Origin of the sequence: Synechococcus sp. PCC 7502 (assembly GCF_000317085.1) — a bacterium.
In the GTDB taxonomy this organism is placed as follows: domain Bacteria; phylum Cyanobacteriota; class Cyanobacteriia; order Pseudanabaenales; family Pseudanabaenaceae; genus PCC-7502.
The window spans coordinates 1034563-1051971 of record NC_019702.1 but is presented as its reverse complement, the minus strand read 5'-3'; the positions used below and the strand labels follow the sequence as shown (position 1 = coordinate 1051971).

Here is a 17409-nt window from a genome sequence, read left to right as displayed (position 1 = left end):
GCGTTACTCCGATCCTACAGGCATAAATCTCGTAGCTGAGACTAATCATACTTACGATGGTGGCGATCCTAACTTATTGATCCTAACTTATTTGGTTATATGATTTCTTAACTTTGCATTGATTGAGGTTTCTCTGCTAGATTTTTAGTGAATTAGTCGAAATTTAACCCAAACTTAAAAATCCTCTTTGTTCCCAGAACATATACAAGCCACTAATAATCATCGAAGTCAGAACAAACTGCCGAAATAACTGAGAACTGATGCGCTCCAGCAGGTATTTACCAACAAAGTTAGCAGGAATTGCTGCTAGTCCGATCGCTAGTCCAGCATAAATTTCTTGGGTGTTTAATGCCCCTAATAACCCATAGGTAAAAATTTTGACTGTGTGAATAATTACGACATGGGTAGCTTTGGTAGCGATTAATTCTTCCTTGACTAAACCATAACGCAGGTAAAAAGGATTTAATACAGGACCTGTGGTACCGATCAAACCAGAGACAAATGCCTTTAAAAAACTGGCGGGCATGATGTGCCAAGCTTGAAGCTTAAACCGAGTTTTCTTTAATTCTCCTAATTCGCTTGATTTCGTTGATTCAGTAGTTTGCGGCTCTTTCTGTTTAGGACTTTCCAACGCAAAACCAATTACACTGATAACTAAAAATACCCCAATCAGTAACTGTAGCCACTCCAAATGGATTTGGGTAAACGTATAAGCACCAAGAAATGCGCCAGCGATCGCCCCTGGGAAATACCAGAGAGTTAGTTTCCAGTCTATAAATCGCCAAAATAATAAGATGCGATGGGAGTTACCCAAAAACATGCCAATGGTGATTACTGGCGGGACTGCTTCTGCGCCTAGCATTAAGTTAACTAGAGGAATCATCACAAAGGGGCTACCACCACCCGCTAGGGTACTAATGATCCAAGCAAAAAAGCTAACTAGGGCAAGATATAAAATAGACATCAGTACAAAATCCTTTGCTTAAGTACCAAATCCCTTACTAGACTTTTTATTTATTTCCCAAACTAGAACCTCACCTTGGGCAGTACCCACAGCTAGTTTATGTCCTTGGGGGTGCCACTTGAGGCAGGTAATTTCTGAATTTAGATTGAAAGATTGAATGGTATTTGTTCCCCTAGATAAATAGAGCTTACCTTCGGTATCCCCAGAAGCTAAAACTTTACTGTGGGGTTGAAATTCCAAAGCATTGACATTGCCTGAATGTTGGTTCAAGACCTCGGCTTGCCAACCGCTATTGGGCTGAGGATGGGGCTGCCACAGAGTAATCTCATTTCCACTAGCTAGGGCAAAGGTATTCCCAGTTTGATAATTTGACCAGGAGATCGCCTTGATTTTACTGACAAATCCCCGAAGCTGAAAGGGCGACAGGGTAAACTCGCCATCTTGGTATTCTAAAAAAATTACCATCTTATCGGCGGTAGCAATTACTAAATACTGCCCTCGATCCTGCCAAGCGATCGCTGTTATAGCCGTAGGTAAAGGTAAAGTAAAGGGGTCTTGATCCCAATCAGCAGCATTCCAGATTTTTATGCTTTGATAACCACTGGCAGTCAGATAATTTCCCGTTGGATGCCACGCTAAACCTTGTACAGAAGAATTTTCAAAGTTGACTGTTGTGACAATATCTTGAGTTTTTACACTCCAAACCTGCACATACTTACCCAAACTAAAGGCAAAATCTGACTGATGCCATGCCAAAAAATCAATCCAAGTATTACCCTGATCAATACTTATTTGGGGACTTATTATGGGCTGTTCGGAAAAATTTGCTAAATTCAAGTTCCAGAGCTTAATTTTACCGCCTTCGCCTGCTGCGCTTAACCAATTACCGCTAAAACCCTGACTACTAAAGCTTAAACAGTCCACTGACTCGTTATTTGCCCCTTGGAAAATTTGTGTAGATTTATTCCCCAACCATAAACCCACTTCCCCATCTGCGGTGGCAATTGCTAAATGATCAGATTCTTCAGCCCAAGCGATCGCCGTAACGTAATCACTGAATTTATGACTCCAACTTGGCTTAGGGGATAAAATTCGATTCTTAGCAAAATCCAACATTAATTCTAATTATTTTGGGTTAAGAAGCTGGAGAGAAAGTTACAGAAAAAATGAAAGTTACCTATGCTCCAAACTTTATATCAAAGCGTAAATATAAAGAGTCAAGGGATAAGTAACTTCACTAAGTAATTATACTTTCAAAAGTAGGTAAGACTATAGATTTAGACTACAACTGGGTGTTTTGCTAAGGATTTTTCCAAATCTGCTAAAGCCTCGGCATCAATTTTACTTTGCATTGGACAGAACTTTGGTCCACACATAGAACAGAACTCTGCTGTTTTATAGATGTCCGCAGGTAAGGTCTCATCGTGGTACTCCTTAGCTCTTTCTGGATCAAGGGACAGGGCAAACTGTTGATTCCAATCAAAGTTATATCTGGCATGGGATAAAGCATCATCGCGATCGCGCGCCCCCGGACGATGACGAGCGATATCCGCAGCATGGGCAGCAATTTTGTAGGCGATTAACCCATTCCTTACATCTTCGGCATTGGGCAGTCCAAGGTGTTCCTTTGGCGTAACATAACACAGCATTGCCGTACCGTACCAACCAGCCATTGCCGCTCCGATCGCCGAAGTAATATGATCATACCCAGGGGCAATATCCGTAACCAAGGGACCCAGCACATAGAAAGGAGCTTCGGAACATTCTTCCATTTGCTTTCTGACATTAAATTCAATTTGATCCATCGGCACATGACCAGGACCTTCAACCATGACTTGAATATTGTGTTCCCAAGCACGGCGAGTCAGATTGCCAAGGGTTTTTAGCTCTGCCAACTGGGCGGCATCGGAGGCATCATGCTGACAACCGGGACGCAAAGAATCTCCTAAACTGAAGGACACGTCATACTTTTTAAAAATCTCAATGATGTCATTAAAGTGAGTATAAAGAGGATTCTGTTTATGGTGTGCCAACATCCACCGTGCCAAAATCCCTCCCCCACGGGAGACAATCCCTGTAATCCGATTTTTAACTAGGGGCAAATGCTCAATTAAAATGCCTGCATGGATAGTCTGATAGTCCACCCCTTGCTGGGCGTGCTTTTCAATAATATGTAAAAAATCATCAGCCGTCAGGTTTTCAATTCTGCCATGCACACTTTCCAATGCTTGATAAATCGGTACAGTGCCAATGGGAACGGGCGAAGCATTAATAATTGTGGTGCGAATGGTATCCAGATTTCCCCCACCCGTGGATAAATCCATGACCGTATCAGCCCCATATTTGACGGCAAGGTGTAGTTTTGCCACTTCTTCAGCCATATCCGAGGAATTAGGTGATGCACCAATATTGGCATTTACCTTACATCGAGACGCAATCCCAATCATCATGGGTTCAAGGTTCGTGTGATTTTTGTTAGCAGGAATAATTGCTCTACCTCTTGCCACTTCGTCACGCACTAATTCTACAGGTAGATTTTCTCGCCATGCCACATAGTGCATTTCTTCGGTAATCTCTCCTCTACGGGCGCAGTCCATTTGGGTACCGCGATATATGCCCCTACGGGTGGGTGCTGCTGAAGTCGTGTTTGTCATTGGTTATGATTCTCTATAGTTTGCTTTCCTACGCCGGTGTGAGCCGAACAGGTTCTAAGGATGTTATCTCAGTCTGGAAATTAAACCAGACACTCCTAGCGTTTCCCAATAATAACCCATAGCAGGCGGTGACTTTTTGGAATGAATGATTTTTTAACTTAACATTGCCATAAACATTGTCATAATCGATTAATGCTTACTTTAAGATTTTTCTGTTGAATGCCTAATTTTCCCTGGTGGCGATCGCTCATTTTTTTAATTGGTAGTGGCTTGACCCTCGGATTGGTAATTACGCTACTGGATCGGCTTGCTGCCATTTATCAATTTGTTGCCCAGTATCAGCCCCTATTAGCAGTATTAGTTGTATTGCTGTTACTGGCTTTAGTTGTGGCTTTAGGTTTAGTCAGTTGGAAATATTTAGGGATATTTTCGAGGCGATCGCCCAAGGTTGTCATTCCAGAAGTCTCTACTGATAAGTTTGAAGCAGCTACGGAAAATCTGGAGGCAATTCAACAGCAGGTTAATCAAATTCAAGATGAAGTGATCAAGCGATCGCTCCTTTCTCAATCCCAGCAGTTACAAACTGAATTAGAAACAGCAGAAATCTCCGTAGTTATCTTTGGTACTGGTTCGGCGGGTAAAACCTCTTTAGTTAATGCTTTGTTGGGTTCGCAAGTGGGAAAAGTTAGTGCAGCGATGGGAACTACAGAAGTGGGAACAGTCTATAGCTCCGTACAAATTTCGGGAAGGGTCTCTGGACAAAGGATCGACTTGACATTAACCATTACCGATACTCCGGGAATTTTAGAAGTAGGTACGGCGGGGACAATGCGTGAACGAATGGCAAAGGCGGTCGCAACCACATCAGATTTACTATTATTCGTTGTAGATAATGACTTGCTCAAATCTGAATATGAACTCTTAAAAAATCTCAGTGCCATTGGCAAGCGATCGCTATTAGTATTCAATAAAATTGATCTGTTTACTAAAAGTGATCAGCAAATTATCCTAGATCGGCTTAGGGAGCGAGTGCAAGAATTTATTAACCCTAAAGATGTGGTGGCGATCGCTGCTAATCCTAAACCCATTACCCTAGAGTCGGGAGAAATAATCACACCTATTCCTATTTTGAAACCCCTACTCAAACGTTTAGTCATAGTTCTGGATACGGAAGGCGATGATCTAGTTGCAGATAATATTTTGCTCCAGTCTCAAAAGCTTAGCACTCAAGCCCGTGAGGTACTTAATCAGCAAAGACAACAGGCAGCCGAGCAAATAATTACCAAATTTCAATGGTTAGTCGTCGGCGTGATTTTTGCCACCCCATTACCTGTAGTCGATTTACTGGCAACGGCGGCAATTAATGCCCAAATGGTTGTGGAAATTGCGAAGGTCTATGAATGCGAACTAAATATTAATCAAGGTAAGGAATTAGCATCCTCCTTGGCAAAAACTATGGCAAGTCTGGGCATTATTAAAGGGATATCCCAAATTGTAACCTCGGCGATTTCAGTGACAGTGGTGGGATACCTACTAAAATCAACGGTTCAAGGTGTTACAGGGGCATACCTCACCCACATTGCAGGTAAAAGTTTTATGGAATACTTTAGTGCCAATCAAAATTGGGGAGATGGTGGCATTAGTGCAGTTGTAGAACGGCAATTTCAACTTAACCGTCGTGATGAATTTATTAAATCCTTTATTAAAGAAGCTGTGCAAAGGTTAGGAAAACTTGAGTCCTGAGTTGCCCTCAGTATCAACAAAAAGCAAGTTAAAATCCAAGTTAGACATATTAAATCCGTCTTTATAAATAAAAATTTGCTTAAAATTAGTCTGTTTGACAATGATGCCTTAAAAATCTGATAAATAATGACAACCGCAGAAGAGATTTTATCCAGTTTTGCCCGCTTTGGGATTCATTTGGGTTTAGAGCGCATTCAACAGCTTTTAGCAGATTTAGGGAACCCTCAGAATCAAGTGCCGATTATCCATGTGGCGGGGACGAATGGCAAAGGTTCAGTTTGCGCCTATCTCTCGTCTATCCTAATGGCAGCAGGATATAAGGTTGGGAGATATACTTCCCCCCATTTAGTCAATTGGCGAGAACGCATTTGTATTAACTCTGTCTGGATTAGTAATGATGATTTATTAAAAGCTCTACAGCGAGTACAGTCTGTCATTAAACCTGACGCTATGCCCACTCAGTTTGAAGTGATTACCGCAGCGATGTGGTGGTATTTTGCCCAGTCTCAGGTTGATATTGCCGTGATTGAAACAGGATTAGGGGGAAGGCTGGATGCTACGAATGTATGCGATCGCCCCTTAATTTCCGTAATTACCTCCATTAGTCGTGACCATTGGCAGAGATTAGGAGATTCTTTAGCAGCGATCGCCTCGGAAAAGGCAGGAATTATCAAACCTCATTGTCCAGTAGTTGTGGGAGAGTTACCCCCAGAGGCAGCAGCGGTGATTAGCCAGAAAGCTGAAGTTTGTCACGCCCCGATCGCTTGGGTGGAATCCGCAACCAATAAGAATCCTAATCAGGCATTATGGCGAGGTTTAGAGTATCCCTTAGCACTTTTAGGTAAACATCAATTAATGAACTCAGGGATTGCCCTTGCCACCATTGAAACTTTGAATGATCAAGGTTGGAACATTTCTGCGGATGCTATTTATACAGGAGTGCAGCAAACCCAATGGCAGGGAAGATTACAATGGACTACCTATAAATCTCATAATAAATCTCATAAACTTTTACTAGATGGAGCGCATAATCAAGCCGCAGCTGAGTATTTACGCCAATTTGTCGATGAATATTATCCCCATGTCAAAAAACGGTGGGTGATCGGAATGTTGGATACTAAGGATCATGCAGGCATTTTGCGATCGCTTTTACAACCCCAAGACCTATTATTTATCGTCCCAATTCCTAATCATCAATCCGTTAATCCTGAAACTGTGCAGGCGATCGCCAACGAAATCCTAGAATGCCCTGCTTACCTGTGCACCAATCTTGAGGGCGGACTAGAAACAGCATTTAGTTATGATTATGCAGACTCCGATCTTGTAATTCTTTGTGGCTCTTTATATCTAGTCGGTGAGTTTCTAGCCTAGAATACAGACACCGCCGATCTTGACCTTATATGCAAATCACCTTTCTTGGTACCAGTTCTGGAGTTCCCACCCGTAAACGTAATGTGTCCAGTATTGCGCTACGGTTGCCTCAACGGGCTGAGGTGTGGCTAATGGACTGCGGTGAAGGTACCCAGCAGCAAATTTTACGCAGTGATGTCAAGATTAGCCAAATTACCAAGATATTTATTACCCACATGCACGGTGATCATATTTTTGGACTAGCTGGTTTACTTGCAAGTTGTGGCATGGCTGGGAATGTCGAACATATTGACTTATACGGACCTGCGGACTTAGGGGAGTATCTGAATTCCTGTTTACGCTACAGTGATACCCGTCTTTCCTATCCAATTAAAGTTCATAAAGTGGCACCGGGATTTGTTTGTGAAGATGAAGAATTTACCGTTACCTGTGCAGCACTAAAGCATCGAGTTACAGCCCACGGTTATCGGATTGAGCAAAAAGATCGATTGGGAAGATTTAATGTGGAAAAAGCGATCGCTCAGAAGATTCCCTCAGGACCTCTGTATGGGCAGTTAAAACGGGGGCAGAATGTGACTTTAGCCGATGGTAGATTTATTAATGGCAGCGATTTTCAAAGTCCCCCCCAAATCGGACATAAGGTGGTGTACTGCACTGATACGATCTATTGCGAAAATGCTGTAGAACTGGCGAAGGATGCGGATGTTTTAATTCATGAGGCAACATTTGCCCATCAAGATGCAGATTTGGCATATCAGAGAATGCACTCCACCACCACAATGGCAGCCCAAGTCGCTCTAGCTGCAGGGGTGAAAGCTCTGATTATGACCCACTTCAGCCCCAGATATGCTCCAGGCAATTCTGTGCAGCTAGATGATTTATTGCATGAGGCAAGAATGATTTTCCCAAATACCTACATTTCCTATGATTTTATGACTTTTGATGTGGAGGCGATCGCACTGGCAAAAGAAACACCTAAGATTCCAGCTTGATTAGGCTAAAGTTTTCTTGTCTTTGACGCATCCTTAACCCAAAATGTTAGAATCCTTAGATAAAAATTAGGTAACACCTTCCTAAAGTTAATGAGTGAAATAATTTCGTGGACTGTAGAAGCTGAGGCAATGCTAAAAGAAATTCCATTTTTTATCCGTCCTTTTGCCCGTAAAAAGATTGAAACCTACGCACAGGAAAATCACCTTAACGAGATTACAATCGAGATTTATAAAAAAGCTAAAGAGTTATTCAACAAAAAATATAATTGATTAATTTAGCTCAGTTATACCGATCAATAATATCGATACATAAACACTTACGGAGAAGACTCAAACTCAAGCTGAGAATTTTTAATATCAATTAATGGAGCTAACTCAAATACATTGCGATAGCCATAATTATAAAGAGTGATGTAGGTCGAGAGATTGAGGGAAGCTGTGGTAATTTTGGTGGGAAATGGACTCTCTGCTCCCAGAAAATTGTTATTACAATAAATGAGAATAGTTGTACTTTTATCTGGAATTAACTGCTCTAAACTAGCGATCGCAATGTCAGGAAAGCTGAGGTTAATAGCTCCTTTAACATGCAGTTCATTATATCTTTGCCGACTGCGGGCATCTAGGATAATTGTATTTGGCTCAAGGCTTTTTAGGATAAAATCAGGTTCAGATAATCGCCTTGATTCTCGATGGATAGCAGTTTCTTGGGCAACTTTTAGATAGCCCGTCATATCAATTGCAGGATTGCTCAGTTCTGATCTAAGTTGAGCAGCGATCGGGAAACAAGTAAAAGAAGTAAACAATAATACTCCTAGGTAACTCCAATGTTTCATACCCAAACCTCGGCAATTAATTTAGATATTTAGATAAATATTTTTACTTGGCTGTAGGATCAATTTTCATTAACACTTGTCCATAACCCACTGGTTGAGCATTATCTATTAAAATCTCGACAATGCGCCCATCCATATCCGCTTCTATTTCATTCATCAGCTTCATAGCTTCAATAATACATACAGGCTGACCTTTACGAACTAAGTCCCCTTTATTTACGAAAGGCGGCTCATCGGGTTTAGGCGACCTATAGAAAGTTCCTACCATTGGAGAGGGAATGTCAATTAAGTTCTTATTGCTCGGAGGAGGAGCCTGCACAGGAGCAGCTGTAATTACAGGTTCAGAGGGAACTACAGAAACAACCTGACTCACTGGAGCTATGGTTTTCTCGCTTTTGCGAATATTTAAACGCACATCCCCAAATTCTAGACTCAATTCCGTTAGGTCTGTCTGGTTAATCAGGGAGATTAGTTCTTTTAGTTCCTCTAAATTAAGTTCCACTTAGTTATCACGCCCCAAATATGTATCTGTACGAGTATCAACTTTTATTTTTTCGCCAGTGGAGATAAATAGAGGCACCATAACTTGAGCTCCCGTTTCAATAATTGCAGGTTTAGAGCTACCCGTGGCACTATCACCCTTTAATCCTGGATCGGTTTGAATCACTTCATAGGTAACAGAGTTAGGTAATTCAACTTCTAGGACTTGCTTGCCCCACATGATTACATTAACTTCCATTCCTTCTTTTATGTATTTGACGCGATCGCCAATTTGAGCAGCAGTTAAGGTTGCTTCTTCATAGCTGGACATATCCATGAAGATAAATTGATCACCTTCTTTATAGGTGTGCTGCATCGTACTTTTTTCGAGCACAGCTTGGGGCATCATTTCTCCAGCTCGGAAGTTTTTTTCTAGGACACTTCCTGTTTGGACATTTTTAAGCTTAGTTCGCACGAAGGCAGAACCTTTACCCGGCTTGACGTGGAGAAATTCTACCACTCGCCAAACACCGTTATCCATTTCTATAGTTACACCCGGTCTGAAATCGTTACTGGAGATCATGCGCGCTTGATTTTTTAGATTCGGCTCTTATTGTACTAAGTTGTGTATCCACATACTCAGAATATTTGGAAATTTGCTAAATTCTCGCTACGGATTAGTTGGAGCTGATACCTCCGATGATGGACATAAATCTACCAAGGCACAATTGCTACAATCGGGTTTCCGTGCTTTACATACGGCTCGACCGTGATAGATCAGACGAATTGACCAGTTTTCCCAATCTGCTTGGGGTAGCAAACCCATCAAATCCCGTTCAATTTTAATGGGGTCATCATGCTTGGTTAAACCCAGTTTGCCTGAAAGCCTTTTGACATGGGTATCTACGGTCACACCTGCGTTAATACCATAGGCATGTGCCAATACCACATTGGCGGTTTTGCGGGCGGCTCCGGGTAGCTCTATGATTTCGGGCATGGTTTTCGGTACTTCTCCCCCATGCTTTTGCAGTAATAAGGCACAGGTGGCTTGAATATTTTTAGCCTTATTGCGATAGAAACCCGTAGGGCGTACTATTTCTGTAATTTCTGCTAAATCTGCCTCGGCGATCGCCTTAGCATCAGGAAATCGCCGAAACAACTCTGCTGTGACAATATTTACGCGTTCATCGGTACATTGGGCAGAAAGAATTACTGCAACTAAAAGCTGTACAGGGGTTTCATAGTTCAACGTACAAGTAGCATCAGGGTAAAGCCGTTTTAAGCGTACTAAAATCTCTAAGGCGCGAATTTGATTGGCATATTTCTTTTTGGCAATACCCATGATGAAGTCTAGGAATTAGGGGAGTATGTTAATAAGCTACCATCCTGTCCTAGGATATAGCCGCGATCGCTACCCACAAACAAAATACTATAAAAATTTGCTCCAGTACCTTTTAAGGATTCATCTCTGACCCAAGATTTACCGCCATCTTCACTGTGCAACAAAATAGAATTACCACCCGTAACCCAAACATTTTGATCGTCTTGGTATGCTAAATCCAGGAATCCTATGCCCTTAGCCTGCTTTGGATATTGGGGTTTTTCCCAACTATCGACCGTAGTGGATTTACTAAACTGTAACTGCCCACCTCGGTTTAGCATCCAAATTCTGCCATCGGGACTATAGCCCATGCGTTGCACACGACGGGAGCTATTACGATTATGTTGTGTCCATGCTGCTTCCCCTGGTGACCAAGTGGAGTAAAAGTTACCCTTTGCCGACACCGCAATGTATCTACCATCATCGGCACGATAGAGATTTCGCACGTTACCCACAGCCTGAGTTACTAAAGCTTTCCAATTTTGTCCGCGATCGCTTGTGCGATAGATTGCGCCAACATCGGTCGCCATTTCTGCTGTCTGGGGGGCTAGGGCTTTAATTAGGGCTGGATCACCGGGCAGTTTAGAACTTAAACCAATACGGTTCCACGACTTACCTCCATCTTCGGTATGTAGAAGTAACGAAGGCTTACCGACAATCCAACCTTCATCACCGATAAAACTTACCGATATAAACCGATAGATGCCATCACCAAGTTCAAGGTTTCTAGGTTCCCATGTTTTACCGCCATCTTTAGTCTCTAGCAAAGCTCCATCTGTACCGACTAGCCAGCCACTATCTGGATTGGTGCTACTAAAAGCAATATCAAGCAAAGTAGCTTTGGTGGGTAGTTCCACCCGATGCCAAGTTCCAGAATTTAGACCTGTATCTAAATTAGCAGCGATCGCCTGTGGGGAATTGCCTGTAAAGGTAAGAGTAACAACTAAAATAAAAGCCAGAAAAACAGCACAAAGATATTTTTTCACCAGAAAAATTCCTAATTTTATTGATATTTATATTGATATTTTTTAAAAAGCTTAATCAAGAGCATAAAGGCTCATAAAAAAGGCAAATGCAACAGCCAAAGACCCAAAAATTAATAGGTTCTTCTGGGACGGAGTCATCACATTTACCCCAAATCCATACCCTAAATTTTCCGTAAATCCCGATGGCTTACTGGGAATCCCAATATCCGAAAATACGGCGGGACGAGATGTGCAAACAGGACAACGCCAATCGGCTGGCAAATCGGTAAATAGAGTACCGGGAATAATTCCCCGCTTGGGATCACCAGAAGTCGGTTCATAGACATAGCCACAGGAACCACATTCGTAGCGGTGCGGCTCTTCAATTGCTACTACAGGCTCTAATAGGACTGGGCTTGGTGGATTTATTTCCTGAATTGATTGCTCAGAATTATTAATTTCGGGTTCCATAAACTTGTTTTTTAAAAGCCTTACTGTTACAGATTATGACATTTTTGCGATCGCTAACCTAATTTGATCCATTACCAAACTTTGCTTAATTCATCTAGGGTCATGACATCATTATCTGACTCTGGAGCTTCTGATTTACTAGCTAGTGGCTCCGTTGGCTCTGATTTCCCAATGTCACTAAGTAAGCTGGACAGGTCTTCAAGTAATATTTGTTTGGGTGTTTTGGCTGGTTCGGGCTTTTCTTCGATCGGGGCAGCTTCGAGGGTAATTACGTCTGTATTGCTATTTATATTAGTATCTGTCGGTGGCACATAGCCTTCTGATTCAAAAAAGATATTGACTACTAATCTGATTTTTGCCTTTTGCCATTGAGAACCGGGTTGCAGGACAGAAATATTATTAATGATCCGATCGCCATTTTGATCAATAGTTGTGGATTCAGCGATCGCTTCCAATAGGTTTTTAAGGGCAGGATTAGCACTACCAAAACTAAAGTTATTAATTACCTGTACTAATTCCGTCAGAGTACAAAGGCATTTAATATGTCCGTAAAGCGGGTCGGTAAAGCGAATAATAATATCTTGGTAAGATTGGGGAATGTGTTTAATTTGGACGGGTTGGTGAACAGTTAGAGCGGTGACGGTTGCATCTGTAGAAATTTGGTTAGGAATTTGGGTTGGAGGTATGGGATCGGGAATTGCATTTTTACTTTCACCTTTATTTTCATTAAGGGCGATCGCAGAGTTTGGTTCTAAAGCTACTTCCGATGATTCCAGATGTAAATGAATTTCCCAAATTAACTGATCGCTGGCGGTTTCATAATCAGATAGATAGGCAGAAATTTCTAATTCCTGAATAGTTTTAACCTGTAGGCTCAGCATCCCTTTCCGAATCAGAGATACCATAGCTTTTTGGTTGATTTTTTGGGGCGATCGCAGATCAATATGTAAGCAGGCATGATCCAAATTAGCTGTAGCCGTAATGCCCTTAGCTTGAATGGAACGATTAATTAGGGTGGCGATCGCATCTCCATCTCCCTGTTTGGCAAGTTCTAAAATGCTGCTTTGTGCCATATACCTAACCTACGACTTGCTCTATTAACTGAGTGATCCTACTAATAATATCGCCAATTTCGCTACCAGTCATCGCCTCAATATATTCCTGCCGTCGGTCATATAACTGATTAATTGCCTGCCATAAACTTTCACTAGTTAAATCCTCTTCTGATAACACCGAGCTATACCCTAAGTGCTGAAAGGACTGAGCATTAAGAATTTGATCACCTCTACTAGCGGCTTTAGATAGCGGAATGAGTAAATGTGGTTTTTTTAATGCCAGAAACTCAAAAATCGAATTAGCTCCAGCACGGGATATAATCACATCGGCGATCGCTAAAACATCAGCCAGTTCTGCACCTAAATATTCCACCTGTTTATAATTAGGCAAATCATCAAAATTGCGATCGGTATTATCTTTACCGCAACCATGAATTACTTGAAATTTAGTGATTAACTGCCCCAGAATTTTTCGTACAGCTAAGTTAATTTTTTCAGAGCCAGAGCTACCACCAATTACTAATAAAATCGGTAATTCTTGCTTAAATCCACAGAATTCTCGTCCCCGTTCCGCATTTCCTCCTAAGATTTCAGTTCTAATGGGTAAACCTGTAAAAACAGCTTGGGGAATATACTTCAGGGTCTCAGGAAAGGTAACACAGATTTTGGTAGCGAAAGGAATAGAGATTTTATTTGCCAATCCGGGGGTAATATCTGATTCATGAATAATAATTGGAATGCCATTTGCCCAAGCTCCTAAAATTACGGGAACGGTCACAAAGCCACCTTTGGAAAATATAATATCGGGCTTGATTTTCCTTAATAGAAAATAGGCATCAAATACACCTTTAATAATTTTAAAAGGATCAATAAAATTTTGTAGATCAAAGTATCTTCTTAATTTACCCGAAGCAATTCCATAGAAAGGAATATGTAATTCAGAAATTAGCCGTTGCTCAATGCCATGCTTGGAGCCAATATATTCAACTTCCCAGCCCAAAGACTGCAATCTGGGAATTAAGGCAATATTTGGGGTAACATGACCCGCCGTACCTCCACCCGTTAGGATAATTTTCTTCAATTTCGCTCCCTTAGAATAGCAATCCAATAGCTTGTATCAATATTAATGGAATTGTGAAATAATGACCTTCTAACTAAATTTTTTAATATACTGAACAAATTTTTAAAAAACTATAAACCACAAAATAATAACCACAAAAAATAAACTATAAAAATATAATATGACTGCAAAAATTCAATTAACCCGTGGAATTGACGAAGATGTTTCCGATGTTCGTCTGACTCGTGCCAAAGATGGTTCTAACGGCACTGCCACGTTTATCTTTAAAGACCCAAAATGCACTAATGAGGCAAATAAAGCCCTAACTGATATTACGGGGATGTTTATGACCGATGAAGAAGGTGAATTGGTAACTCGTAACGTCAATGCCAAATTTATTAATGGTAAACCTGCGGGCATTGAAGCAGTATATATTATTGATAGCCCCCAAGCCTGGGATCGGTTTATGCGGTTTATGAATCGCTATGCCGAAGCGAATGGGATGGGCTTTAATAAAGCTTAGATTGTTAACTTAAATTATTCCAGCAATTATTTCAGCTATGGCAACTAATAATCCCTGCCCTGATCCACCATTGCATCGAGTTAACTGCGCTGTAATTACGGTTAGTGATACTCGTTCCTTTGACAATGACAAGAGTGGTAACTTTATTAAACAATCACTTAGTAATGCTGGTCACATCATCAGTAGCTATGTAATTGTTAAAGATGAGCCTGAGCAAATTCGGGAATATGTGCAAAAATTAGCTGCCGATCCAGAGCTTGATGCCATTATCTTAAATGGAGGGACGGGGATTGCGCCTAGGGATACCACCTACGATGCGATCGCTGCCTTGTTAGAAAAAACTTTGCCCGGCTTTGGGGAGATGTTTCGCTATTTAAGTTGGCAAGAAGTTGGATCACGGGCGATCGCTTCTAGGGCAGTGGCAGGTATTTATCAAAATAAGCTAGTGTTTTCCTTACCCGGTTCTAGTAATGCTGTCAAATTAGCGATCGAGCAGTTAATTCAACCTGAAATTATTCACCTAGTTAGACAAATGCAAGGATTACACTAGAGAAATTTGCCAAGGAAGTTTGTCAGAAAAATAGCTTAAGTTTGATTTAAAGAAAATCTGCGGACGGCAATTAAACTGCCTAAAACGCCGATCGCCGACCCGAATCCCAATAAAATTACTGGCAAGAAATACTCTACTCGTGGATCATTAGTTAATCCCATACTCAAAGATTTAATTAATTCAGGCTGGTTCACAATTATGCCCGAAAGCAAATTTAAGCCAAGGACTAGCATCGTATAGGCGATCGCTGCGCCGATAATGCCAAAGAAAACACCTTGTAATATAAATGGAAAATAAATCCAATTGGCAGTAGCTCCCACCAGTTGCATGATTTCAATTTCCAAACGTCTTGCCATCACAATCAAGCGAATCGTGGTCATGATTACGGCGATCGCTACTAGGGTAAAAACCACCACTACCACTGAACTAGTACTGGTTACAGCCTGTCGCAATTGACGGAGCCGATCCACCACCTCATTGGTGTACCAAACCTCATTTACTCCTGCAATTTTCTGAATTTGTTTTGCTAATTCTGGCAGGCGATCGCTATTGATTGCTCGTACTTTTAATTCATCTACTAGGGGATTTACCCCCAATTGTGCCGTAGCATTTTTAGGATCAATATCGCCTAAATCTTTAAGTAATTTCTGCCAAGCTTGCTCTTTGTCAATTATCTGCACCGTAGCCACGCCTGCTATACCTTCTATTTGCGGCTGCATAGTTATTCCAGCAACATTCTGCTCTAAATATACGGAAATCTCAAGCTGACTACCCAACTGCCCTAAGACATTTTCCAGTTGCCAACTAGTTTGTAAGCTGGCACCAAATAAAAATAATAAAACTGCTACGGTGCTAATTGCTGCCCAGTTCATCCAGCCGCCTCGCTTGATTCCCAGTAAAGTTTCGCGCAGGAGATAATCTAATTTGGTTAAAAAAGTGGACATTTGCTTAAAAAATTGTTTACTAGCCAGTGTTGACACTAATTATGAGTATAGCGATCGCGGCTCTAGTTACAAAGAGAAAAATTATAATCAGTTATTATGGCTCAATTATTTAGTATGGTCGCACTCAGACAATCTCAACAAACTCAATTAGTAGTATCGGTAGATATAACGGTGAAGTTGTGCGGCGGCAAATAACCTTGAACTCTCACCGATAACCTCTGTTCCGTCCGCACCAACGCAGTGTTAGGTGGCGTGAATATTAATCATCGTCTACTGTATCTCCATAGATGAGAACGTCCTGTTCCTCTGCCTCTACATTGAATTCAACACGACTCTGTAAAACTATTTCTTCGATAACGGCACCTCCTTTGCCTTGTTGTAAAACTGAATTAAAACGATCCATTAGTTCTGGAATATTTACGACTTCTTCTATGGATTCCATATACCTTCTAACAATAGCCTTGATGCTATATCTTGCCGCAGCTTGTTCCTCAACCTTATCTAAGATTTCTTCAGTCGTCTGTTCAGTTTTTACAACAAAGGTTATAGGGTATCTTTGCACTTTATCGATATCTAAAAAATATTTTCCAGCGTCAATAGTTTCTGTTACCTGAAAAAATCGTCCCAGAGGCTTCATTACAAAGTCTATTCCTCCATCATTCGCATTTGTGCGACCAGTTTTATATAAAATCAAATACTCAACATTTAGCTCATCAGGTGACCATCCCCAGTAAATTTTTTGATCGCCATAGTATTCCTTTAAAATTGCATAGCTCACAATTTCAAAAACTCTTGCATCGATATTTGGTCTTAGCAAACCTCGAATGAATTCAAGAGCCCGCTGAGGCTCTTGCTGTTGGATATCGATCATTTGCTGGCAGTAGATCATGAAGTCACTAAACGACTCTCTCCGTGCTTGCACGTAAGCATCAATAATGTTCTTTACAGCTTCAGCAATATTTATTTGATTTCCACCAACTGAAATTTTAATAAGATTTTCGTTGATCCAATATCTATTTGTTGTAGCATCTCTTATTACCGGCACATAGGATATTGTCGGGAAGTATTTCTTAAATTCTTCATTCAGACGATGATTTAGTGCGTGATTTTGTAGCTTATTGCCAAATGGAAGCTCTCTCTGTCTACGAAAAAGTGTGACAAACTGAGCACCTTGATAATCATCATACCCACCTCGAATATGAAATTCATTATTGAGATAGTCTTCAACTAGAACATAAATAGCATAGTGATTTGCAAACCCCGCTCGTGATTTTGAGCCTCGATTAGCAGCTTTTGTTTTAATGTTTAGATACTGTAATAACTCACTAGAATTCAGAACTGTAACTCCCTGATTAGGAAAATGAGAATTTAGAATTTCAACAATCTTGCTTGTGAACTCATGCTGTACTATCGGCATCAAAAA

General features: G+C 41.1%; 19 protein-coding genes and 1 riboswitch. Of the genes, 6 read left to right on the top strand and 13 right to left on the bottom strand.

Annotation, left to right across the window (positions count from 1 at the left end; translation table 11 throughout):
• Positions 1-163 precede the first annotated feature (163 nt).
• From SYN7502_RS05115 to thiC, 3 genes are all read right to left on the bottom strand, one after another.
• Entirely contained in the window at positions 164-964 is an 801-nt protein-coding gene (locus tag SYN7502_RS05115) for a sulfite exporter TauE/SafE family protein (protein WP_015167811.1), read from the bottom strand.
• 18 nt (positions 965-982) lie between these two features.
• A complete protein-coding gene (locus tag SYN7502_RS05110) occupies positions 983-2080 on the bottom strand; it encodes a WD40 domain-containing protein (RefSeq protein ID WP_015167810.1) in 1098 nt (365 codons plus the stop codon).
• Positions 2081-2241: 161 nt separating this feature from the next.
• Positions 2242-3618: a phosphomethylpyrimidine synthase ThiC gene (gene thiC, locus SYN7502_RS05105; RefSeq protein WP_015167809.1), complete on the bottom strand. Its 1377-nt coding sequence runs from the start codon at positions 3616-3618 to the stop codon at positions 2242-2244.
• Positions 3619-3626: 8 nt separating this feature from the next.
• Positions 3627-3725, bottom strand: a riboswitch (TPP riboswitch).
• Positions 3726-3837: 112 nt separating this feature from the next.
• On the opposite strand from thiC, the gene SYN7502_RS05100 reads away from it, so the two are divergent.
• The 4 genes from SYN7502_RS05100 (at position 3838) to SYN7502_RS05085 (ending at position 7994) form a co-directional block, all read left to right on the top strand.
• Positions 3838-5361 (top strand): YcjF family protein, encoded by a 1524-nt coding sequence (locus tag SYN7502_RS05100; RefSeq protein ID WP_015167808.1) that lies wholly within the window; start codon positions 3838-3840, stop codon positions 5359-5361.
• Positions 5362-5487: 126 nt separating this feature from the next.
• Entirely contained in the window at positions 5488-6732 is a 1245-nt protein-coding gene (locus SYN7502_RS05095) for a bifunctional folylpolyglutamate synthase/dihydrofolate synthase (protein ID WP_015167807.1), read from the top strand.
• A 29-nt stretch (positions 6733-6761) separates the two neighbouring features.
• Entirely contained in the window at positions 6762-7724 is a 963-nt protein-coding gene (locus SYN7502_RS05090) for a ribonuclease Z (protein ID WP_015167806.1), read from the top strand.
• 90 nt (positions 7725-7814) lie between these two features.
• Entirely contained in the window at positions 7815-7994 is a 180-nt protein-coding gene (locus SYN7502_RS05085) for a PCP reductase family protein (protein WP_015167805.1), read from the top strand.
• Between the two features lie 47 nt (positions 7995-8041).
• On the opposite strand, the gene SYN7502_RS05080 is transcribed toward SYN7502_RS05085, so the two are convergent.
• The 8 genes from SYN7502_RS05080 to SYN7502_RS05045 all read right to left on the bottom strand — a co-directional run bounded on the left by SYN7502_RS05080 (position 8042) and on the right by SYN7502_RS05045 (position 13990).
• On the bottom strand, positions 8042-8557 hold the full coding sequence (locus tag SYN7502_RS05080) for a rhodanese-like domain-containing protein (RefSeq protein ID WP_015167804.1): 516 nt from the start codon (positions 8555-8557) through the stop codon (positions 8042-8044).
• Between the two features lie 43 nt (positions 8558-8600).
• Entirely contained in the window at positions 8601-9059 is a 459-nt protein-coding gene (gene accB, locus SYN7502_RS05075; RefSeq protein WP_015167803.1) for an acetyl-CoA carboxylase biotin carboxyl carrier protein, read from the bottom strand.
• Positions 9060-9620: an elongation factor P gene (gene efp / locus SYN7502_RS05070; RefSeq protein WP_015167802.1), complete on the bottom strand. Its 561-nt coding sequence runs from the start codon at positions 9618-9620 to the stop codon at positions 9060-9062.
• Between the two features lie 87 nt (positions 9621-9707).
• Positions 9708-10379, bottom strand: a complete 672-nt coding sequence (nth, locus tag SYN7502_RS05065) for an endonuclease III (protein WP_015167801.1) — start codon at positions 10377-10379, stop codon at positions 9708-9710.
• An 8-nt stretch (positions 10380-10387) separates the two neighbouring features.
• Complete coding sequence (locus SYN7502_RS05060; RefSeq protein WP_015167800.1) at positions 10388-11404, bottom strand: photosynthesis system II assembly factor Ycf48; 1017 nt, start codon at positions 11402-11404, stop codon at positions 10388-10390.
• A gap of 51 nt (positions 11405-11455) precedes the next feature.
• Positions 11456-11854, bottom strand: coding sequence for a rubredoxin (locus SYN7502_RS05055; RefSeq protein WP_015167799.1), 399 nt, complete (start codon positions 11852-11854; stop codon positions 11456-11458).
• A gap of 71 nt (positions 11855-11925) precedes the next feature.
• A complete protein-coding gene (locus tag SYN7502_RS18135) occupies positions 11926-12927 on the bottom strand; it encodes a hypothetical protein (RefSeq protein ID WP_015167798.1) in 1002 nt (333 codons plus the stop codon).
• 4 nt (positions 12928-12931) lie between these two features.
• A complete protein-coding gene (locus SYN7502_RS05045; RefSeq protein WP_015167797.1) occupies positions 12932-13990 on the bottom strand; it encodes an undecaprenyldiphospho-muramoylpentapeptide beta-N-acetylglucosaminyltransferase in 1059 nt (352 codons plus the stop codon).
• 160 nt (positions 13991-14150) lie between these two features.
• On the opposite strand from SYN7502_RS05045, the gene psb28 reads away from it, so the two are divergent.
• Both psb28 and SYN7502_RS05035 read left to right on the top strand, forming a co-directional pair.
• Positions 14151-14492: a photosystem II reaction center protein Psb28 gene (gene psb28 / locus SYN7502_RS05040; protein WP_015167796.1), complete on the top strand. Its 342-nt coding sequence runs from the start codon at positions 14151-14153 to the stop codon at positions 14490-14492.
• A 37-nt stretch (positions 14493-14529) separates the two neighbouring features.
• Positions 14530-15042: a MogA/MoaB family molybdenum cofactor biosynthesis protein gene (locus tag SYN7502_RS05035; RefSeq protein ID WP_015167795.1), complete on the top strand. Its 513-nt coding sequence runs from the start codon at positions 14530-14532 to the stop codon at positions 15040-15042.
• A 35-nt stretch (positions 15043-15077) separates the two neighbouring features.
• On the opposite strand, the gene SYN7502_RS05030 is transcribed toward SYN7502_RS05035, so the two are convergent.
• Positions 15078-15986 (bottom strand): cell division protein FtsX, encoded by a 909-nt coding sequence (locus SYN7502_RS05030; protein WP_015167794.1) that lies wholly within the window; start codon positions 15984-15986, stop codon positions 15078-15080.
• A gap of 259 nt (positions 15987-16245) precedes the next feature.
• A complete protein-coding gene (locus tag SYN7502_RS05025) occupies positions 16246-17403 on the bottom strand; it encodes a hypothetical protein (protein ID WP_015167793.1) in 1158 nt (385 codons plus the stop codon).
• Between the last annotated feature and the right edge of the window lie 6 nt (positions 17404-17409).

What these genes read in the sequence shown, in the direction of transcription:
- SYN7502_RS05030 (WP_015167794.1), bottom strand. Translation starts at nt 15,986, where the DNA reads ATGTCCACTTTTTTAACCAAATTAGATTATCTCCTGCGCGAAACTTTA.
- efp (WP_015167802.1), bottom strand. Translation starts at nt 9,620, where the DNA reads ATGATCTCCAGTAACGATTTCAGACCGGGTGTAACTATAGAAATGGAT.
- psb28 (WP_015167796.1), top strand. Translation starts at nt 14,151, where the DNA reads ATGACTGCAAAAATTCAATTAACCCGTGGAATTGACGAAGATGTTTCC.
- thiC (WP_015167809.1), bottom strand. Translation starts at nt 3,618, where the DNA reads ATGACAAACACGACTTCAGCAGCACCCACCCGTAGGGGCATATATCGC.
- nth (WP_015167801.1), bottom strand. Translation starts at nt 10,379, where the DNA reads ATGGGTATTGCCAAAAAGAAATATGCCAATCAAATTCGCGCCTTAGAG.
- SYN7502_RS05055 (WP_015167799.1), bottom strand. Translation starts at nt 11,854, where the DNA reads ATGGAACCCGAAATTAATAATTCTGAGCAATCAATTCAGGAAATAAAT.
- SYN7502_RS05035 (WP_015167795.1), top strand. Translation starts at nt 14,530, where the DNA reads ATGGCAACTAATAATCCCTGCCCTGATCCACCATTGCATCGAGTTAAC.
- SYN7502_RS05115 (WP_015167811.1), bottom strand. Translation starts at nt 964, where the DNA reads ATGTCTATTTTATATCTTGCCCTAGTTAGCTTTTTTGCTTGGATCATT.
- SYN7502_RS05080 (WP_015167804.1), bottom strand. Translation starts at nt 8,557, where the DNA reads ATGAAACATTGGAGTTACCTAGGAGTATTATTGTTTACTTCTTTTACT.
- SYN7502_RS05090 (WP_015167806.1), top strand. Translation starts at nt 6,762, where the DNA reads ATGCAAATCACCTTTCTTGGTACCAGTTCTGGAGTTCCCACCCGTAAA.
- SYN7502_RS05095 (WP_015167807.1), top strand. Translation starts at nt 5,488, where the DNA reads ATGACAACCGCAGAAGAGATTTTATCCAGTTTTGCCCGCTTTGGGATT.
- SYN7502_RS18135 (WP_015167798.1), bottom strand. Translation starts at nt 12,927, where the DNA reads ATGGCACAAAGCAGCATTTTAGAACTTGCCAAACAGGGAGATGGAGAT.
- SYN7502_RS05025 (WP_015167793.1), bottom strand. Translation starts at nt 17,403, where the DNA reads ATGCCGATAGTACAGCATGAGTTCACAAGCAAGATTGTTGAAATTCTA.
- SYN7502_RS05100 (WP_015167808.1), top strand. Translation starts at nt 3,838, where the DNA reads ATGCCTAATTTTCCCTGGTGGCGATCGCTCATTTTTTTAATTGGTAGT.
- SYN7502_RS05085 (WP_015167805.1), top strand. Translation starts at nt 7,815, where the DNA reads ATGAGTGAAATAATTTCGTGGACTGTAGAAGCTGAGGCAATGCTAAAA.
- SYN7502_RS05110 (WP_015167810.1), bottom strand. Translation starts at nt 2,080, where the DNA reads ATGTTGGATTTTGCTAAGAATCGAATTTTATCCCCTAAGCCAAGTTGG.